This window comes from Streptomyces katrae, from assembly GCF_000966975.1.
In the GTDB taxonomy this organism is placed as follows: Bacteria; Actinomycetota; Actinomycetes; order Streptomycetales; family Streptomycetaceae; genus Streptomyces; species Streptomyces katrae.
The window spans coordinates 1-16,078 of record NZ_JZWV01000362.1; the positions used below are offsets into that span (position 1 = coordinate 1).

Sequence of the window (16,078 nt, forward strand, 5' to 3'; positions counted from 1 at the left end):
AAGGGCGGGTAGGGGACCTCGCCCGCGCAGCGGCAACCGCCCGCAGACGGCCACCGAACCCCGGCCAGGGCAACAGTCCACCACCCGCAGACGAGGAACGGACCCCAACCAGGGCCACGGCCCACCACCCGCAGACGAGGGACGGACCCCGACCAGGGCCCGGCGGCCCACCACCCGCAGACCGCGCCCGTACCCCGGCCGGGCCCGGGACCGGTGGCCCGGCCCGGGCATCGGCGGACGGAGTCCGCCGCAGCGGCGCGAAGCCGGGGCGCCGAGCCGCGCTAGCGGCGCGTCGGGGATGGGTGCGGCGCGTTCAGTAGGGGTGCACGCCTACCGGGTGGGCCGGGGGTGGGCCGTAGCCCTCGGCCACGCGTTGGTGGTACGTCGTGCGGTCGATGACCTCCAGGCCGACGATCTCCCAGGGCGGGAGCTGCGCCGTGGAGCGGTGTTCGCCCCAGAGGCGCAGGGCGACGGCCGCGGCGTCGTGGAGGTCGCGGGCCTCCTCCCAGTACCGGATCTCCGCATGGTCGTCGGCATACCGGCTGGTCAGCAGGAAGGGGTGGTCGTGCGCGAGCTGCTCCAGCCCGCGCCGCACCTCCGCCAGCGGCGTCGGTTTGCCCGAGACGCTCAGCGTCACGTGCCAGAGGCGGGACACCGGGCCCGGTTCCTCCCCGCCGGCGCCGTCCCCGGTACCGACGCTGGTCAGCGCTCGTCTCACCAGCCGCCTCCTGTCTGCGCTACGCGTGTCCGCCTCTCACAGTTGACCAGTCCCCGGGCCGCCGCGCGGTGGTTTTCCCGAACCTCAGCCCTGCAGCAGGACCAGATCGTCCCGGTGCACGACCTCCCGCTCGTACGCGGGTCCGAGCTCCCGCGCAAGCTCGCGGGTGGAGCGGCCGAGGAGCTGCGGGAGTTCCTTGGCGTCGAAGTTGACCAGGCCCCGGGCGACGGCGGCCCCTTCGGCGGAGCGCAGCTCGACGGGGTCGCCCGCGACGAAGTCGCCCTCGACGGCCGCGATCCCCGCCGCCAGCAGGGAGCTGCCGCGCTCGGTGACGGCGCGGACGGCACCGTCGTCGAGGACGAGGTGCCCCTGCGGGGTGGACGCGTGCTGGAGCCACAGCAGCCGGTCGGCGGAGCGGCGGCCGGTGGGGTGGAAGAGGGTGCCGGTCTCGCGGCCGGCCAGGGCGTCGGCGGCCCTGCTGGCGGAGGTGAGGACGACGGGGACGCCCGCGGCCGCCGCGATCCGCGCGGCCTCGACCTTGGTGACCATGCCGCCGGTGCCGACGCCCGCCTTGCCGGCGCTGCCGATGGAGACGTGGGCGATGTCCTCGGGCCCGCGGACCTCCTCGATGCGGGTGGTGCCGGGAAGGGAGGGGTCTCCGTCGTACAGGCCGTCGACGTCGGAGAGGAGGACGAGGAGGTCGGCGCGGACCAGGTGGGCGACGAGGGCGGCGAGCCGGTCGTTGTCGCCGAAGCGGATCTCGTCGGTGGCGACGGTGTCGTTCTCGTTGACGACGGGCAGCGCGCCCATGGCCAGGAGCTGGTCCAGGGTGTTGAAGGCGTTGCGGTAGTGCGCGCGCCGGCTGGTGTCGTCGGTGGTCAGCAGGACCTGGCCGACGCGGACGCCGTAGCGGGCGAAGGAGGCGGTGTAGCGGGCGACGAGCAGGCCCTGTCCGACGCTGGCGGCGGCCTGCTGGCGGGCCAGGTCCTTGGGGCGGCGGGCCAGGCCGAGCGGGGAGAGCCCGGCGGCGATGGCTCCGGAGGAGACCAGGACGATCTCCTTCTCGCCGCCGCTGCGGGCCTTGGCCAGTACGTCGACCAGTGCGTCCACCCGGTCGGCGTCGAGTCCGCCCGCCGCGGTGGTGAGGGAGGAGGAGCCGACCTTGACCACGATCCTGCGGGCGTCCACGACACCCTGCCTAGCCGCTGACACGTCTTTTCCCCTCGCACACGCACGAAACCGACCAACCAACTGGCTCAATCTACGGGGTCCCGTGCCGCCCCCGCCCGCCGGTTCAGCCCCTGGACGCGGAGCGCTCCTCGGCCCGCTCCGGTTCGGGGGCCGTGACCGCGCCCGTCCCGGGGATGAGGATCTTGCGGGAGAGGAGGAAGGTGAAGGGGATGGCCACGACGGCGGCGACCAGCGGGGCGATGCGGGTGTCCATGCCCGCCCAGGTCACCAGGGCGTAGAGGCCGGCCGACTGGATCACGTAGTTGGTGACGTTCGTCAGCGGGAAGAGGAGGAACTTCTTCCAGGTGGGGCGGGTGCGGTAGGTGAAGTAGGTGTTCATGAAGAACGAGCCGACCATCGACAGCAGGAAGGCCAGGGTGTAGGCGGCGAAGTACGGCAGCCACGGGTGCAGCAGCAGGTAGATGCCGAAGAAGGTGCCGGTGTTGACCCCGCCCACCAGTGCGAAGCGGAAGACCTGGCCGAGCTGGGCGCGGCGGGTGGGGGTGCTCATCGGCCGCCGCGCTCCGCGACGACCGGTTCCGCGGGGGCCGGGGTCACGGGTGCGCCGTGGGCCTCCTTGACCAGGAAGTGCGGACGGCGCTTGGTCTCGTAGTAGATGCGGCCGATGTACTCGCCGATCAGACCCAGCATGATCATCTGCATGCCGCCGATCCCGGCGATCATCGCGATGATCGTGACGTAACCGGGGGCGTCGATGCCGTTGGTGATCGCCATCACCGTGATCCACAGCGCGTACAGGCCGGTCAGGGCGACGAGCGAGACCCCGAGCCAGATGCCGATGCGCAGCGGCCGGTTGTTGAAGGAGATCAGCCCGTCCATGCCGTAGTTCAGCAGGGAGGCGAACTTCCACTTGGTCTCGCCGGCCTCGCGCTGGGCGTTCTGGTAGTCGAAGTGGACGGTGTCGAAGCCGATCCAGGAGAAGAGGCCCTTGGAGAAGCGGTTGTACTCGGGGAGCGCGAGCAGGGCGTCCACGGCGGGCCGGGACAGCAGCCGGAAGTCGCCGACCCCGTCGGTGAGCTCGACGTCGACCCAGCGGTTGACACCTCGGTAGTAGAGGCGGCTGAGGGCCGAGCGGAGCTTCTTGTCCCCTTCGCGGGTGCGCCGGGCGATGACCTGGTCGTGCCCCTGGCGGTAGTGCTCCAGCATGGTCGCGATGAGCTCCGGCGGGTGCTGGAGGTCCGCGTCCATGATCACCACGGCGTCGCCGGTGGCCTCGCGCAGCCCGGCGAGCATGCCGGCCTCCTTGCCGAAGTTCCGGCTGAAGGAGACGTAGCGGGTCCGGTCGCGGTGCTCGGCGGCGATCTTCCGGAGTTTGCCGAGGGTGCCGTCGCGGCTGCCGTCGTCCACGTAGCAGACCTCGTACTCGACGGGCAGGGCGTCCAGAACCTTGCGGATCTCCTCGTCGAAGCGGTCGATGACGGCTTCTTCGTTGTAACAGGGGACAACTACCGACAGCTTGGTCATGGGCACTTCCTGCTGGGGTCCGAACGGGTGATTGTCGGCGACCGGACCCGCGACTCACCTCTTCCTTAGAAGTATGCACGGCGGAGGTCGCCCTGCCCGAGTCGCGTGCGGCACACGGTAGCTTTGACGGGATAAGCGGAATGGAACGAAGGGATCGAGGTGCACGTGCCTGACGTCTCCGTGGTCGTCATCGTCTACAACGACGCAGAGCGTCTGCCGACAGCCGTCCGGTCGGTCTTGGACCAGACCCTGCGCGGGGTCGAAGTCGTGATCGTGGACGACTGCAGCAAGGACCGGTCCTACGAGGTCGCCCAGGAGCTCGAAGCGGCGAACCCGGGACGGGTCCGCGCCTTCCGGCTGCCCGAGAACAGCGGCGGCTGCGGCGCGCCCCGCAACCACGGCATCAAGCAGGCCACCGGCACCTACGTCATGTTCCTGGACAGCGACGACGTCCTGGAGCGCAACGCCTGCCGCAACATGCTGGCCGCCGCCGAACGCACCGGATCCGACCTGGTCTCGGGCATGTGCGTGCGCGTCCACCTCGACAACCGCTGGGGCAAGACCACCGAGTGGTACCCGTGGATCTACGCCCGCACCCGCACCCTGGAATCGATCACCGAGTACCCGGACCTGCTGGTCTACGACACCCTCTCCACCAACAAGTGCTACCGGCGCTCGTTCCTGCTGGAGCAGGGCCTGGAGTTCCCGGTCGGCATCCACTACGAGGACCTGCTGTTCTCGGCCCAGGCCTATGTCGCGGCCCGCCGCATCACCCTGATCCCCAACCACGTCTACTACTGGAACGTGGTGGAGAAGGCCGCCGCCAAGTCGATCAGCAACCGGCGCCACGAGATCGCGAACTTCGTCCACCGGATGGAGATCCACCGCCGGGTCGACGAGCTGCTGGCCGCCAAGGGCCACACCGCCATCAAGACCGCCAAGGACGCCAAGTTCCTCAAGCACGACCTGGTGCTGCACCTGCGCGACCTGCCGCTGCTGAGCGACGCCTACCGCCAGGAGTTCGCCCGGCTCGCCAACGGCTACCTGGCCGGCATCGACCCGGAGGCGTACGAGCACGTCACCCACCTCCAGGCCATCTGCGCCTACCTGCTCGGCAAGGAGGACTGGAAGAACCTCCTCGCCGCCGCCGACGCGATGACCAACAAGGGCCGGCTGTCCTCCCCGCTGGCCGAGCGCGACGGCCGGATCTACTGGTGCGCCGGCCACCTCGACGACGCCGAGGGCCGGCGGATACTGGACGTCACCGACCAGGGCTTCCACACCACGCCGCTGCCCTCCCTCATCCTGGGAAACCGCCTGACCTCGTACGAGGACGACGGACGCGGCAAGGTCACCCTCTCCGGCGCCGTCGTGAACCCCCTGGGCCGGATCGCGGAGGACGCCGAGCTGTCGGCCACCCTGGAGTTCCGGGCCCGGCGGCAGATCGGCGTCCGCTCGTTCAGCTTCCCCGTGGCAACCGTGCGCCACGCCGGTGACACGATCGAGTGGAGCGCCACCGCCGACGTCGGCGGCACCGTCCGCCCCCTCGGCATCATCGACGCCGTCTGGGACGTGCGCCTGAAGCTGAAGGCCGGCGGGGACCGGATGACCACCCGCGTCTCCGTCGGCGGGGTCGACCTGGAGTCCGCCGCCCGCCTGCGCGTGCGCCCGCGCCTGACCCGGCTGGTCTCCGACCGCTTCGAGCCGGAGATGACCAAGAAGGGCAACCTTTCTTACGTCCTGACCGCCGAGGGCCCCGCCGCTGTCCGCACCCAGTCGCTGATCAGCAGCGCCATGCACGGCAAGGCCGCCGGCGTGGTCAAGCGCAGCCTGCGCCGGGCCCTGAAGGCGCGCCGCAACATCGGCTCGGGCGAGCAGAAGGTGAAGGTCTACCACGAGGTCTTCTCGAAGCTGCCGGTCAAGAAGGGCACGGTCGTCTTCGAGAGCCACATGGGCAAGCAGTACAGCGACAGCCCGAAGGCCATCTACGAGGAGCTGGTCCGCCAGAACGCCCCCTTCGAGGCGATCTGGTCCTACGCGGGCGCCAAGCCCACCGGCTTCCCCGAAGGGGCCACCCTGGTCAAGCGCTGGAGCTGGCAGTACCTGCGGGCGCTGGCCCAGGCCGAGTACTGGGTGGACAATCAGGGCTTCCCGCTGGCGCTGGCCAAGCGCCCGGGGACCACGTACATCCAGACCTGGCACGGCTCCGCCCTCAAGCGGATGGGCTTCCACGAGCCCCGCACCAAGGCGCAGGGCAAGCCGGCACAGGACCGCTTCCAGGCGGCGGTGAACCGCTTCGACCACTTCCTGATCCGCTCCGAGCACGACGTCCGCACCCTCGCCAAGGGCTTCCGGCTCCGTGACGAGGTGCTGCTGCGCACCGGCTACCCGCGCAACGACGCCCTGGTCGAGGCGCACCGGGCCGAGGCGGACAGCGGGGAGCGGGTGCGCGGGCCGCTCGCCGCCGAGCTGGGCATCGACCCGGACAAGCGGGTGCTGCTGTACGCGCCGACCTTCCGGGCCAACGCGGACGGCGCGGTGGAGGGCTTCGAGTTCCCCTTCGACGTGGAGGAGTTCGCGGACCGGCTCGGCGACCGCGTCACCCTGCTGGTGCGCACGCACTACCTCAACAGCGTCTCCCTGCCGCCGTCGGTGGCGGGCCGGGTGATCGACGTCTCCCGCCACCACGACATCACCCCGCTGCTGGCGCTCGCCGACGGGCTGATCACCGACTACTCGTCCGTGATGTTCGACTACGCGGTGCTGGACCGGCCGATGATCTTCTTCGCGTACGACTACGAGAAGTACGCGACGGACATCCGCGGCACCTACTTCGACCTGCTGGACAAGGCCCCGGGCCCGGTGGTGGCCACCGCGGACGAGCTGATGCAGGCCGTCGCCGCCTTCGACGAGGCCGACGCCAAGTACGCCGAGGCCCGCCGCCGGTTCCTCGCCGAGTTCGGCGAGTACGACCGCGGGGACGCCGCCCGCCAGATCGTCGAGAAGTTCTTCACCAGGAGCGGCAAGTGAGCCGGGACATCTTCATCGTCTCCAACAGCGTGGACGAGCTCGGTGGTGTGACCACCTGGTCCCACCAGATGGCCCGGCTCTTCACCGACCGCGGCCACCGCGTGCACATCGTCGGCATCGCCCCCGTGGCCGAGGAGATCCGGCAGAAGCTGCCCGCGGACCTCCCGTACGGGATGACCACGCTGTACGTGACCCACCCGCCGAAGGCCCGCCGGCTGCACGGCATCAAGGGCCGCCTCAACGCCCCCGAACGGCGCCGCCAGGCGGCCCGGCGGGCGCAGATGCGGGCCAAGGCGGAGCAGCTGAGCGAGCTGTTCCGGGCCGCCGGACCGGGCGCGGTGGTGATCGTCACCCAGGTCTGGGCGATGGAGTGGGTGGCCCTCGCCGACACCAAGGGCCTCTCCGTCATCGGGATGAGCCACGAGTCCTTCGAGGCCAGTCAGAAGTCCACCCGCGGCGACCGGGTCCGCCGCTGGTACCCGGAGGTCGACCGGCTGCTCGTCCTCACCCCGGAGGACGCCGACCTGTGGATCCGGGCCGGCATGGAGAACGTCGACAGCATGCCGAACCCGCTGCCGTTCATGCCGGACTCCCCCGCCCCGCGCACGGCGAAGGTCGTCGCGAGCGTCGGCCGCCTCGCCTTCGAGAAGGGCGTGGACCTGCTCCTCGACGCCTGGGCGGACGCCGCCCCGCGCCACCCCGACTGGACCCTGCGGATCTACGGCGCGGGCGTCGAGGAGGCCGGCCTGCGGGCGCACTGCACCTCGCTCGGGCTGGACGACTCCGTGGAGTGGATGGGCAGCACCGACGACGTGCTCGGCGCCCTGAGCGGGGCCTCCGTCTTCGCCCAGGCCTCCCGGGCCGAGGGCTTCCCGATCACCCTGCTGGAGGCGATGGCGGCGGGCCTGCCCGCGGCCGCGTTCGACTGCGCGCCGGGCGTACGCGAGATCGTGCGGCACGGCGAGGACGGCCTGCTGGCCCGCCTCGGCAACACGATGGAGCTGGCCGGACACCTCGACACCCTGATGTCGGACGCCGCCACCCGCGACCGGCTCGGCGACGAGGCCTTCCGCAGCGTGCGCCGCTACTCCAGCGCGGAGATCACCGACCGGTGGGAGAAGCTCTTCGACTTCCTGGAGCGCTGACCCCCTCCCCCGCGTACGCCGAAGCCGCCCGCCCCGGTCCGGGGCGGGCGGCTTCGGCGCGTACGGGCGTCAGACCGTGTGGGCGTCCTGGCGCCGGTCGTGGTGCGGGGCCCTGCGGTTGGCCTCCCAGCCCGCCCACGCCGAGCTGATCATCTCGCGGACGTCGTGCTTCGCCTTCCAGCCCAGCTCCGCGGCGATCCGGTCGGCCGAGGCCACGACCTTCGCCGGGTCGCCGGGGCGGCGGGGGGTGACCACCGGCGCGTAGGTGTGGCCGGTGCCCTCGTTCAGCAGCTCGACCATCTCCTTGACGGAGACGCCCTCACCGCGCCCGATGTTGACGGTGAGGTCCTTGTACTCGCCCTCCGCACCCCACTCGGCCAGCCTGCGCGCGGCCACCACATGGGCGTCCGCCAGGTCCTCGACGTGGATGTAGTCGCGGATGCAGGTGCCGTCCGGGGTCGGGTAGTCGTCGCCGAAGATCCGGGCGCCCTCGCCGGCGTCGTAGCGCTCGAAGACCATCGGGACCAGGTTGAAGACGCCGGTGTCCGCGAGCTCGGGGGTGGCCGCGCCCGCCACGTTGAAGTAGCGCAGGCAGGCGGTGGAGATGCCGTGGGCCCGGCCCGCGGCCCGGACCAGCCACTCGCCGGCCAGCTTGGTCTCGCCGTACGGGCTCAGCGGCTTGCAGGGGGTCTCCTCGGTCACCGAGTCCACGTCGGGCATGCCGTACACGGAGGCGGAGGAGGAGAAGAGGAAGTTGCGGATGCCGGCCCTGGCCACGGCCCCGAGGAGGACCTGGAGGCCCTCCACGTTCTCGTGGTAGTAGTACAGCGGCTTCTCGACGGACTCGCCGACCTGCTTCTTGCCCGCCAGGTGCACCACGCCGGTGATCTTGTGTTTGGCGATGGCCTCGTCCAGGGCGAGCCGGTCGAGCACCGAGGCGGTCACCAGCGGCACGCCCTCCGGTACCCGGTCCTCCCGGCCCGTGGAGAGGTCGTCGAAGACCACGACCTTCTGCCCCGCGAGCAGCATCGCGCGGACGACGTGCGCGCCGATGTATCCGGCGCCACCGGTGATCAGAAACGTCATGCCTTTTCTCCCGTGCTCTGGCGTGACCTGCGCGTGCGGGCGCGGTCGAGGCGGTTGCGTACGAAGGTCAGCGCGCCCCCGGCACCGGGGGCGAGGCGCAGCGCGAGCGCGCCGGAGGCCGTGCGGTAGGGCTGCGCCAGCAGAACACCGTACCGGCTGCTGGGCAGGGCGCGGCGGCGCAGCAGTCCGCCCAGGGGGCGCAGCGAGGTGACGGCGGAGCTCCCGTCGGCGCAGTCCACGGCCGCCCGGACGTCCCAGGCCTGCATGCCGCGCAGCCCCCGGCGGCGGCCCTCGGCGGCCAGCGAGGCGAGCCGGAAGGGGACCTCGGCGCTCCAGCCGTCCCCGTCGGCGGCGGGCCGCAGTTCCACGGGGCGCACCTGGACGGGCTCGCCGCCGGCGCGGGGCAGGAAGCTCAGCCGCACGGTCTGCGGGCGGGCCTGCGCCAGCCTCCCGTACAGCTCGCGCACCCGCACCTGGACGGCCGCGCCCCCGGCGGGCCGCGCGTCGACGGTCAGGGGCAGCCCGGGGGCAGCCCGGAGGCGGGCAGGGCGTCGAGCCCGTCCAGCGGGACCGGCAGCTCCTCGCTCCACACCGGCTCCCCGGCGGGGCCGCAGGCGTACGGGGGCAGCAGCCGGGCGGGCTCGGCCGCCAGGCCCGTCATCAGCCGCTCGACGTCGCCGGGCGGGGCCGGCGAGGCCAGCAGCACCCGGGCGGTCCAGCGGGCGCGGGCGGGGGCGGCGTCGAGGTCGGCGGCGTCGAAACCGGCCAGGTAGTCGCGGGTCAGGGTCCACCAGGCGGCCCGGTAACCGGGGTCCTTGCCGAGCTCGCGCAGGTACATGCGCAGGTCGTAGTCGAGGAACTTCACCTGGCAGGCGTGACCCAGCTCGGGGGAGGCGGCGGCGAGGGTGCGGGAGGCGGTGCGGTGCGCCTCGACACGGGAGCGCCAGTTGCCGATGTCCTTGCGGTCCAGGGAGATGGACACCTGGGCGGCCCGCCGGCGCACGTGCCACACGTAGACCAGGTCGCCGACGACGGCGATACGGGGGGCGGCGGCCAGGACGCGGGAGGTGAAGACGAAGTCCTCGTAGACGAACCGGCCGTCGGGGAAGCGGATCCGGTGCTTCTCCAGGAAGGAACGGTCGTACAGCTTGTTGACGCAGAGGGTGTCGCGGACCAGCTCGGGCCGGTCGGCGGGCCGCTCGACCACCTCGCCCGGCGTGTACAGCCCGGGCATCCACGGCACGTCGCGGCCCTCGGGCAGCTCGCGCCGGACGCACGCGCCGACCGTGACGGGGGCGCGGTGCTCCTCGGCCGCCCGCACCAGGGCGTCGGCCGCGCCGGGCGGCAGCACGTCGTCGCTGTCCAGGAAGAGGACGTACGGGGAGGTGGCCGCGGCGATCCCGTCGTTGCGGGGGGTGCCACAGCCGCCGCTGTTCTCCGTGCGGTGGATCACCTTCAGGCGCGGATGGGCGGCGGCCAGATCCTCCAGCACCCGCGCCGTCGCGTCCGAGGAGGCGTCGTCGACGGCGATGACCTCGGCGACCACCGGGCCCTGGGCGAGGGCCGAGGAAACGGCCTCGCCCACGAGCCCGGCGTCGTTGTACGCGATCACGACCACCGACACCGAGGGGGTGTCACTGCTGGAATTGCTGCTGCTCACCCGCAGGATCCTAGGCGAACGGCGTAAAGCGGGCTTCAAGTCCGCCGCACACCGCCCGCCAGGAGCCCCTAGAAGGGACGGAACTCGTCGTACTCCTGCTGGGCGGCGTCGCCGCGCCGGGCTTCCTTCTCCTTGCGGCGCTGCGTGGCCGGACGCGGGGCCTCCATGCGGTGGTCCTCACCGCGGCGGCCCAGCATCTCGGCGCCGGCCATCATGGTCGGCTCCCAGTCGAAGACGACCGCGTTCTCCTCGGAGCCGATGGCGACGCCGTCGCCCGCCTTGGCACCGGCCTTCTTCAGCGCGTCCTCGACACCGAGGCGGTTGAGCCGGTCGGCGAGGTAGCCGACGGCCTCGTCGTTGTTGAAGTCGGTCTGGCGCACCCAGCGCTCCGGCTTCTCGCCGCGCACGCGGTACACGTCCTCGACCTCGTCGTAGGTGACGGTGAAGCCGGCGTCGTCCACGGCCTTCGGGCGGATGACGATACGGGTCGCCTCCTGCTTGGGCTTGCGGGCGCGCGCCTTGGCCACGACCTCGGCGAGGAAGTAGGAGAGCTCCTTCAGGCCGGTACGGGCGACCGCGGAGACCTCGAAGACCTTGTAGCCGCGGGCCTCCAGGTCCGGGCGGACCATCTCGGCGAGGTCCTGGCCGTCCGGGATGTCGACCTTGTTCAGCACGACGAGGCGGGGGCGCTTCTCCAGGCCGCCGCCGTAGAGCTTGAGCTCCTCCTCGATGAGGTCGAGGTCGCCCACCGGGTCACGGTCCGACTCCAGGGTGGCGGTGTCCAGGACGTGCACGAGGACCGAGCAGCGCTCGACGTGGCGCAGGAACTCCAGGCCGAGGCCCTTGCCCTGGCTGGCGCCGGGGATCAGGCCGGGGACGTCGGCGATCGTGTAGACGGTCGAGCCGGCGGTGACCACGCCCAGGTTCGGGACGAGGGTGGTGAACGGGTAGTCCGCGATCTTCGGCTTGGCGGCGGAGAGCACCGAGATCAGCGAGGACTTGCCGGCGCTGGGGAAGCCGACGAGCGCCACGTCGGCGACGGTCTTCAGCTCCAGGACCACGTCGCCGGAGTCACCGGGCTCGCCGAGGAGGGCGAAGCCGGGCGCCTTGCGGCGGGCGGAGGCCAGAGCGGCGTTGCCGAGGCCGCCGCGGCCGCCCTGGGCGGCGACGTACGTGGTGCCCTGGCCGACGAGGTCGGCGAGGACGTTGCCCTGCTTGTCGAGGACGACGGTGCCGTCCGGCACGGGCAGGACCAGGTCCTGGCCGTCCTTGCCGGAGCGGTTGCCGCCCTCGCCGGGCTTGCCGTTGGTGGCCTTGCGGTGCGGGCTGTGGTGGTAGTCCAGCAGGGTGGTGATCGCCTGCTCCACCACCAGGATGACGTCACCGCCACGGCCGCCGTTGCCGCCGTCGGGTCCGCCGAGGGGCTTGAACTTCTCCCGGTGAACGGAGGCGCAGCCGTGGCCTCCGTTACCCGCGGCGACGTGCAGCTCGACGCGGTCCACGAAGGTGGTCATGGGTGTTCCTCCAGATACTTACGGGAATGTCCCGGACAGGCCTTGCTGTCCATTAAACGTGTCTGTGTGACAACGCGCCGAGGGCGGACCTCTCTTCCCGGCATCCGCCGGGAAGAGCTGAGATCCGCCCTCGGGGTGTTACGAACGCTTGTGATTCAGCGGGAGCTGGATCAGGCGGCCGGAACGATGTTGACGACCTTGCGGCCACGGTGCGTACCGAACTGCACCGCACCCGGCAGCAGCGCGAACAGCGTGTCGTCGCCACCGCGACCGACACCCGCACCCGGGTGGAAGTGGGTGCCGCGCTGGCGGACGAGGATCTCGCCGGCGGAAACGACCTGACCGCCGAAGCGCTTCACGCCGAGCCGCTGAGCGTTGGAATCGCGCCCGTTCCGGGTGGACGATGCGCCCTTCTTGTGTGCCATGTCTCAGTCCCTCTTACTTCGCAGCCGTGGGGATACCGGTGACCTTGATCGCCGTGTACTGCTGGCGGTGACCCTGGCGACGGCGGTAGCCGGTCTTGTTCTTGTAGCGCAGGATGTCGATCTTGGCGCCCTTGTGGTGGTCCACGACCTCGGCCTGGACCTTGATGCCGGCCAGCACCCACGGGTCGCTGGTCACAGCGTCGCCGTCGACAACGAGCAGGGTCGAGAGCTCGACCGTGTCGCCAACCTTGGCAGTGGAAATCTTGTCAACCTCAACGATGTCGCCGACAGCAACCTTGTGCTGGCGACCACCGCTGCGCACGATGGCGTACACGCGGATCTCTCTCTCACTCGGGGCGGAAACTCCTGAAGCCAGCCGCTCACGCGGGCCGGGGCCCACGGTGATCCGGAATTGGACGAGCGGCCTCTCCCGTGTCCCGTCCGCTTGCGCGGAGGGTGCGGGAGGAAGGTGCTCAGGAGCGTGGCGCGCGCTGCACGGTAAACGTCCAGGACACGCCGACGGTCTAGGTTACGGGGCCGGTCCGAGAGGGTCAAACCGGGCCCCGCGCGCCCGTGGGGCCCCGCCTTCCGGCAGGGCCCCACGGACACGGTGTCGATCAGGCCTCGGCCGGGGCCGAGACGGACGGCGGGGTCTGCTGCTCCGCCGCCGCGGTCTTCTTCGTCGTCCGCTTGGCGGCGGTCTTCTTGACCGTCGTCGTCTTCTTCGCGGCCGTCTTCTTGGCGGCCGCCGCCTTCTTGGCCGGGGCCTTCTTCGCCGTGGCCGCCTTCTTGGCCGGAGCCTTGCGGGCGGTCTTCTTGGCCGGCGCCGGGGCCTCGGCCTCGGCGGCCGCCTCGACGACGGGCTCGGCCTCGGACTCGGCCGGAGCGGCCGCCTCGGCCGCCGGGGCCTCGACGACCACGACGGCAGCCTCCGCCGCACCTGCCGGTGCGGTGGCCTTGCGGACGGCGCGGCGGCGCGGACGCGCCGGGGCGGCCTCCACGACCGGCTCGGGCTCGACGACCGGCTCGGCCTCGGCCACGGGCTCCGCGACGGCCTCCACGACCGGCTCGGGCTCCACGGCCACCGGCTCGGCGACGGCCTCCACGACCGGCTCCGGCTCGGGCTCCGCCTCGGCCACGGCCTCCACGACCGGCTCGGGGGCCGGAGCGGTGGCCTTGCGGGTCGCCCGGCGACGGGTACGGCCCTTCGGCGCGGCCTCCTCGGCCACCGGAGCGGCCTCGACCGCGGCGGCCTCGACCGTCTCCGCGGCCTCCACGGCCTCGGCGACGACCTCGGCGGCCGGCTCCAGCACCGTGTCGGCGGGCTCGGTGACCGGCTCGGCCTCGACGACCGGGGTCACCGGCGCCGGGGCGGCCTGCCGCTCACCACCGCGCGGGGCGCCCGCCGGAGCGGTCGCCTTGCGGGTGGCACGGCGACGGTTGCGCCGCCCGCTGATGCCCGCCGCGGCCTCGGCCTCGGCCGGGCTGCTGTACAGCTCCTCGCCCGGGACGAACGCCGGCTCCGGCAGCGCCCGCGGCGCGGCGGCCTCGGCGGCCACCTCCGCCTCGGTCTCGACCTCGAACACCTCGGCCTCGACGGTCTCCGCCGTCTCCAGCTCGTGCTCGTGCTCCGGTGCACGGCCGCCGCGACGCTTGGCACGCTTGCCGTTGCCACCGCCGCCGGCCGCGGCCGGGGTGTCCATGTGGACGATGACACCGCGCCCGTTGCAGTGGACGCAGGTCTCGGAGAAGGACTCCAGCAGACCCTGGCCCACCCGCTTGCGGGTCATCTGGACCAGGCCCAGCGAAGTGACCTCGGCCACCTGGTGCTTCGTACGGTCGCGGCCCAGGCACTCCAGCATGCGCCGCAGCACCAGGTCGCGGTTGGACTCCAGGACCATGTCGATGAAGTCGATGACGACGATGCCGCCCAGGTCGCGCAGCCGCAGCTGGCGCACGATCTCCTCGGCCGCCTCCAGGTTGTTCCGGGTGACGGTCTCCTCGAGGTTGCCGCCCTGGCCCGTGAACTTGCCGGTGTTGACGTCGATGACGACCATCGCCTCGGTCTTGTCGATCACCAGGGAGCCACCCGAGGGCAGCCACACCTTGCGGTCGAGCGCCTTGGCGAGCTGCTCGTCGATCCGGTACGTCGCGAAGACGTCCACCTCGGAGGTCCAGCGCGACAGCCGGTCGGCCAGGTCCGGGGCCACGTGGGACACGTAGCCGTGGATGGTCTCCCACGCCTGGTCACCGCTGATGATGACCTTGGAGAAGTCCTCGTTGAAGATGTCGCGCACGACGCGGACGGTCATGTCCGGCTCGCCGTACAGCAGGCTCGGCGACGAGGTCGTGATCTGCTTCGACTTCTTCTGGATGTCCTCCCACTGCGCCTGCAGACGTTCCACGTCGCGGCGCAGCTCGTCCTCGCTCGCGCCCTCGGCGGCGGTGCGCACGATGACGCCCGCGTCCTCGGGGACGATCTTCTTGAGGATGGTCTTCAGACGCGCGCGCTCGGTGTCGGGCAGCTTGCGGCTGATACCGGTCATCGAGCCCTCGGGCACGTAGACCAGGTAGCGGCCGGGCAGCGAGACCTGGCTGGTCAGGCGGGCGCCCTTGTGGCCGATCGGGTCCTTGGTGACCTGCACCAGGACCGACTGGCCGGACTTCAGGGCGGACTCGATGCGGCGCGGCCCGTTGGCCATGCCGAGCGCCTCGAAGTTGACCTCGCCGGCGTACAGGACGGCGTTGCGGCCCTTGCCGATGTCGATGAAGGCGGCCTCCATCGACGGCAGCACGTTCTGGACCTTGCCCAGGTAGACGTTGCCGACGTAAGAGGTGGCCTCTTCCTTGTTGACGTAGTGCTCCACGAGCACGTTGTCCTCGAGGACGCCGATCTGCGTGCGCTCACCGGCCTGACGGACGACCATCACGCGCTCGACGGCCTCACGGCGGGCCAGGAACTCGGCCTCGGTGATGATCGGCACACGGCGGCGGCCCTGCTCGCGGCCCTCGCGGCGGCGCTGCTTCTTCGCCTCCAGGCGGGTCGAGCCCTTGATGGACTGGACCTCGTCGGACGGCTCGGCCTTCTCGCGCGCCGGGCGCGGCTCGCGGACCTTGACGACGGTGCGGACACCGTCCTCCTCGCCCGCCTCGACCTCGGCGGCGGCGTCACCGCTGCGGCGGCGACGACGACGGCGACGACGGCTGGAGGACGACCCGAGGGCCTCCTCGGCCTCGTCGGCCTCTTCCTCCTCGGCCTCCTCCTCGGCGGCCTCGGTCTCGGTCTCCTCCTCGGCGCCCTCGTCGAGGTCGGCGGCCTCACCACGACGGCGACGGCGGCCACCACGGCGGCGGCGGCGCGAGGGGCGGTCGCCGGACTCGTCGGCCTCCTCCTCGTCGAGCTCGGCGGCCTCGGCCTCCGGCTCCTCCTCGGCGTACTCGGCCTCGGCCACGACCTCGGCCAGGGTCACGGGCTCGGCGGCGGCGCCACGACGGCGACGGCGGCGGCCGGCCGGCTGGGCGGCGACGGGGGCCTGGACCTCGGCGACGGCCTCGGCCTCTTCCTCCTCGGCCTCCTCCTCCGCCTCGACGGCGGCGGCAGCGGCCGCGGCGGCCAGGGCGGCGGTCTCCGGGGTCTGGAACATCGGCTCGGCGAAGACCGGGGCCTGGAACACCGGCACGGCGGGACGCGCGGCACGGCGGGCGGCACGGTTCGGGGCGGCGGGCGCCTCCGGCTCGGCGGCGCCCTCGGGCTGCGCGGGAGCGGCGGCGGCCGGGGCGGCGGC

General features: G+C 72.1%; 11 protein-coding genes and 1 pseudogene. 2 read left to right on the plus strand and 10 right to left on the minus strand.

From position 1 onward, the window contains the following. Positions 1-313: 313 nt before the first annotated feature. The 4 genes from VR44_RS14055 to VR44_RS14070 form a co-directional block, all read right to left on the minus strand. Positions 314-721 (minus strand): hypothetical protein, encoded by a 408-nt coding sequence (locus tag VR44_RS14055; RefSeq protein WP_045947817.1) that lies wholly within the window; start codon positions 719-721, stop codon positions 314-316. A gap of 81 nt (positions 722-802) precedes the next feature. Next, positions 803-1,930: a glutamate 5-kinase gene (proB, locus tag VR44_RS14060; protein WP_045947818.1), complete on the minus strand. Its 1,128-nt coding sequence runs from the start codon at positions 1,928-1,930 to the stop codon at positions 803-805. An 82-nt stretch (positions 1,931-2,012) separates the two neighbouring features. Beyond that, on the minus strand, positions 2,013-2,459 hold the full coding sequence (locus VR44_RS14065; RefSeq protein WP_045947819.1) for a GtrA family protein: 447 nt from the start codon (positions 2,457-2,459) through the stop codon (positions 2,013-2,015). After that, complete coding sequence (locus VR44_RS14070) at positions 2,456-3,433, minus strand: glycosyltransferase family 2 protein (protein ID WP_045947820.1); 978 nt, start codon at positions 3,431-3,433, stop codon at positions 2,456-2,458. The genes VR44_RS14065 and VR44_RS14070 overlap by 4 nt, the downstream gene beginning before the upstream one ends. Before the next feature lie 159 nt (positions 3,434-3,592). On the opposite strand from VR44_RS14070, the gene VR44_RS14075 reads away from it, so the two are divergent. Both VR44_RS14075 and VR44_RS14080 read left to right on the plus strand, forming a co-directional pair. Beyond that, positions 3,593-6,463, plus strand: a complete 2,871-nt coding sequence (locus VR44_RS14075; RefSeq protein WP_045947821.1) for a bifunctional glycosyltransferase/CDP-glycerol:glycerophosphate glycerophosphotransferase — start codon at positions 3,593-3,595, stop codon at positions 6,461-6,463. Continuing rightward, the gene (locus tag VR44_RS14080) at positions 6,460-7,608 is read left to right on the plus strand and encodes a glycosyltransferase (RefSeq protein ID WP_045947822.1); all 1,149 of its coding nucleotides are present in this window, start codon (positions 6,460-6,462) and stop codon (positions 7,606-7,608) included. Before VR44_RS14075 ends, VR44_RS14080 begins: the two co-directional genes overlap by 4 nt. A 69-nt stretch (positions 7,609-7,677) precedes the next feature. Here the strand turns inward: VR44_RS14080 and galE are convergent, their stop codons facing one another. The 6 genes and pseudogenes from galE to VR44_RS14110 all read right to left on the minus strand — a co-directional run. Next, entirely contained in the window at positions 7,678-8,694 is a 1,017-nt protein-coding gene (gene galE, locus VR44_RS14085; RefSeq protein ID WP_045947823.1) for a UDP-glucose 4-epimerase GalE, read from the minus strand. Further along, positions 8,691-10,354 (minus strand): annotated as a pseudogene (locus VR44_RS14090) (glycosyltransferase family 2 protein). The gene galE and the pseudogene VR44_RS14090 overlap by 4 nt, the downstream one beginning before the upstream one ends. A 68-nt stretch (positions 10,355-10,422) precedes the next feature. Then, positions 10,423-11,868 carry a GTPase ObgE gene (obgE, locus tag VR44_RS14095; RefSeq protein ID WP_045947824.1) on the minus strand — a complete coding sequence of 482 codons (1,446 nt, stop codon included), beginning with the start codon at positions 11,866-11,868 and terminating at the stop codon, positions 10,423-10,425. 170 nt (positions 11,869-12,038) lie between these two features. Next, positions 12,039-12,293, minus strand: a complete 255-nt coding sequence (rpmA, locus tag VR44_RS14100) for a 50S ribosomal protein L27 (RefSeq protein WP_007264038.1) — start codon at positions 12,291-12,293, stop codon at positions 12,039-12,041. A 13-nt stretch (positions 12,294-12,306) separates the two neighbouring features. Then, positions 12,307-12,627: a 50S ribosomal protein L21 gene (rplU, locus tag VR44_RS14105; protein ID WP_045947825.1), complete on the minus strand. Its 321-nt coding sequence runs from the start codon at positions 12,625-12,627 to the stop codon at positions 12,307-12,309. Positions 12,628-12,910: 283 nt separating this feature from the next. Beyond that, positions 12,911-16,078: Rne/Rng family ribonuclease (locus VR44_RS14110; RefSeq protein ID WP_045947826.1), on the minus strand; the 3,168-nt coding region annotated here is incomplete at its 5' end.

Bases quoted from the DNA above. Each gene is read 5' to 3' on its own strand.
- galE (WP_045947823.1), bottom strand. From the start codon at position 8,694: ATGACGTTTCTGATCACCGGTGGCGCCGGATACATCGGCGCGCACGTC.
- VR44_RS14070 (WP_045947820.1), bottom strand. From the start codon at position 3,433: ATGACCAAGCTGTCGGTAGTTGTCCCCTGTTACAACGAAGAAGCCGTC.
- obgE (WP_045947824.1), bottom strand. From the start codon at position 11,868: ATGACCACCTTCGTGGACCGCGTCGAGCTGCACGTCGCCGCGGGTAAC.
- VR44_RS14065 (WP_045947819.1), bottom strand. From the start codon at position 2,459: ATGAGCACCCCCACCCGCCGCGCCCAGCTCGGCCAGGTCTTCCGCTTC.
- rpmA (WP_007264038.1), bottom strand. From the start codon at position 12,293: ATGGCACACAAGAAGGGCGCATCGTCCACCCGGAACGGGCGCGATTCC.